The 3,030-nt window shown below is 65.4% G+C and carries 3 protein-coding genes; all 3 read left to right on the forward strand.

What is annotated here, in order from left to right:
• The coding region (gene coxB / locus ACFWFR_RS18745) for a cytochrome c oxidase subunit II (RefSeq protein WP_377624098.1) at positions 1–776 on the forward strand (776 nt) is incomplete at its 5' end.
• Positions 776–2,593: a cytochrome c oxidase subunit I gene (gene ctaD, locus ACFWFR_RS18750; RefSeq protein ID WP_377616343.1), complete on the forward strand. Its 1,818-nt coding sequence runs from the start codon at positions 776–778 to the stop codon at positions 2,591–2,593. The genes coxB and ctaD, both read left to right, overlap by 1 nt.
• Positions 2,590–2,988 carry a cytochrome c oxidase subunit 4 gene (locus ACFWFR_RS18755; protein ID WP_191805877.1) on the forward strand — a complete coding sequence of 133 codons (399 nt, stop codon included), beginning with the start codon at positions 2,590–2,592 and terminating at the stop codon, positions 2,986–2,988. The genes ctaD and ACFWFR_RS18755 overlap by 4 nt, the downstream gene beginning before the upstream one ends.
• Positions 2,989–3,030 lie beyond the last annotated feature (42 nt).

The following is a 3,030-nucleotide window of genomic DNA, read 5'->3' on the forward strand; positions in this document are numbered from 1 at the left end:
GTGAGGTGACCGACCAGACCGCCCGCATCACATCGCTGTGGAACGGGTCCTGGATCGCGGCACTGATCGTCGGCGTCATCACGTGGGGACTGATCCTGTGGTGCGTGGCCGCCTACCGCAAGCGCAAGGACGACCACGTCCTGCCCGTGCAGACGCGCTACCACCTGCCCCTCGAGATCATGTACACGGCTGTGCCGATCGTCATGGTTCTCGTGCTCTTCTACTACACCGACCGGGACATGACGGCGATCAAGGATCTCTCCGAGACCCCTGACGTCGAGATCCAGGTCATCGGCAAGCAGTGGAGCTGGGACTTCAACTACCTCACGGACGACGTCTACGAGTCGGGCCAGCACGAGGCCAACGTCGGAGACCTCCGTTCCGAGGACGAGATCGAGGGTGCCCCGGGCACCGCGACCTCGCTGCCGACGCTGTACCTGCCCGTCAACGAGGTGGTCCGGTTCAAGCTGGACTCCCGTGACGTCATCCACTCGTTCTGGATCCCCGCGTTCCTCTACAAGATGGACATGATCCCGGAGCGCACCAACGAGTTCCAGGTCACCCCCACGCGTGAGGGTGTCTACGCCGGCAAGTGCGCCGAGCTCTGCGGTGAGCACCACTCGGGCATGCTCTTCAACGTGGCCGTGGTCTCCCGAGCGGAGTACGACGCCCAGATGCAGAAGCTCGAGGACAAGGGCCAGATCGGCGAGCTCGGGCTGGACCTGAACCGCCTCCAGGACCCGAACCAGCCCGTCGTCACGGAAGGTGAGAACTGATGGTCGCGCAGGCCGAAGTCATTCCCGGTCTCGCCCCGAAGCGTCAGACGCTCGGACGAACCGTCATCAAGTGGGTCACCTCGACCGACCACAAGACGATCGGGTACATGTACCTGATCACGTCGTTCATCTTCTTCTGCATCGGTGGCCTCATGGCCCTCGTGATCCGCGCGGAGCTCTTCGAGCCCGGGATCCAGATCGTGCAGAGCAAGGAGCAGTACAACCAGCTCTTCACGATGCACGGCACGATCATGCTGCTGCTGTTCGCGACCCCGCTGTTCGCGGGCTTCGCGAACGTCATCATGCCGCTGCAGATCGGTGCGCCCGACGTCGCGTTCCCGCGACTGAACATGTTCGCGTACTGGCTGTACCTCTTCGGTGGGCTCATCGCCTCGGCCGGGTTCTTCACCCCGCAGGGGGCCGCGTCGTTCGGGTGGTTCGCCTATGCGCCGCTGTCGAACACGACGTTCAGTCCAGGAGCCGGAGGGGACCTCTGGGTCTTCGGTCTGGCGCTGGCCGGGTTCGGAACCATCCTCGGTGCCGTCAACTTCATCACGACGATCATCACGATGCGCGCCCCGGGCATGACCATGTTCCGCATGCCGATCTTCACCTGGAACACGCTCGTCACGAGCCTCCTGGTCCTGATGGCCTTCCCGCCGCTCGCCGCGGCCCTGTTCGCGCTCGGCGCGGACCGCAGGCTCGGCGCGCAGATCTTCAACCCGGAGAACGGCGGTGCCATCCTCTGGCAGCACCTCTTCTGGTTCTTCGGCCACCCCGAGGTCTACATCATCGCGCTGCCGTTCTTCGGCATCGTCTCCGAGATCCTGCCGGTCTTCAGCCGCAAGCCGATCTTCGGCTACAAGGGTCTGGTCTACGCGACGATCGCGATCGCGGCCCTCTCGGTCACCGTGTGGGCGCACCACATGTACGTCACCGGTGCGGTCCTGCTGCCGTTCTTCGCCTTCATGACCATGTTGATCGCCGTGCCCACCGGTGTGAAGTTCTTCAACTGGATCGGCACCATGTGGCGGGGCAAGCTCACGTTCGAGACGCCCATGCTCTGGTCGATCGGCTTCCTCGTGACGTTCCTCTTCGGTGGTCTCACGGGCGTCATCCTCTCGAGCCCCGCGCTGGACTTCAGCCTCTCCGACTCGTACTTCGTCGTGGCGCACTTCCACTACGTGGTCTTCGGCACCGTGGTGTTCGCGATGTTCGCGGGCTTCTACTTCTGGTGGCCCAAGTTCACGGGACGCATGCTCAACGAGAAGCTCGGCAAGCTGCACTTCTGGCTGCTGTTCATCGGCTTCCACGCGACCTTCCTCGTCCAGCACTGGCTGGGTGTGGCCGGCATGCCGCGTCGTTACGCGGACTACATGCCGGAGGAGGGCTTCACGTGGATGAACCAGGTCTCGACGGTCGGTGCCTTCATCCTCGCCGCGTCAACCCTGCCGTTCCTCTGGAACGTCTACACGACCTGGCGCAACGCGCCCAAGGTCACCGTGGACGACCCGTGGGGCTACGGGGCCTCGCTCGAGTGGGCGACCTCCTGCCCGCCGCCGCGTCACAACTTCACCTCGCTGCCGCGGATCCGTTCGGAGCGTCCTGCGTTCGACCTGCACCACCCCGAGGTCGCGGCCATGGACCACGCCGAGCCCAACCCGAGCGTCCTGCAGCAGGTCTACGGTGACGCCGACCGCCGCGGCGAGACCGCAGCAGCGGTGGACCGGGTCGAGGGCACGGAGCGTTCCAGCTCGTCGACCTCGACCATGATCATCGACGAGCCGCGCGCCGGCGAGAAGGAGGACGGCAAGTGAAGGTCGAATCGAGGCTCCACCTCTTCCTCGCACCGTTCTTCCTCCTGATGGCGCTCGTCTACGGGTTCTGGAGCCACTGGGAGCCGGTCGGTTCTGCAGCGCTCTTCCTGACCTTCGGGCTCGCGGCCATGATCGGTGCCTACCTGGCGCTGACCGCCAAGCGCATCGACGCCCGCCCCGAGGACGACCCGGACGGGCTCATCGAGCAGGGTGCCGGCGACCAGGGCGTGTACGCCCCGTGGAGCTGGTGGCCGCTGGCCATCGCCGCAGCCGCTGCGATCGCCTTCCTGGGGCTCGCCCTGGGCTGGTGGATCTTCGGCATCGGCGTCGTGCTCGGTTCGGTCGCGCTGGTGGGCTGGGTCTTCGAGTTCTCTCGCGGACAGCACGCGCACTGATCGTCCGAACGTCACGACGGGCCCCGTCTCCCTCTGGGAGGC

Source organism: Oerskovia sp. NPDC060287 (assembly GCF_042726775.1).
Lineage (GTDB): Bacteria > Actinomycetota > Actinomycetes > Actinomycetales > Cellulomonadaceae > Oerskovia > Oerskovia merdavium.

Coding starts and splice junctions, on each gene's coding strand:
- ctaD (WP_377616343.1), top strand. CDS start 776: ATGGTCGCGCAGGCCGAAGTCATTCCCGGTCTCGCCCCGAAGCGTCAG.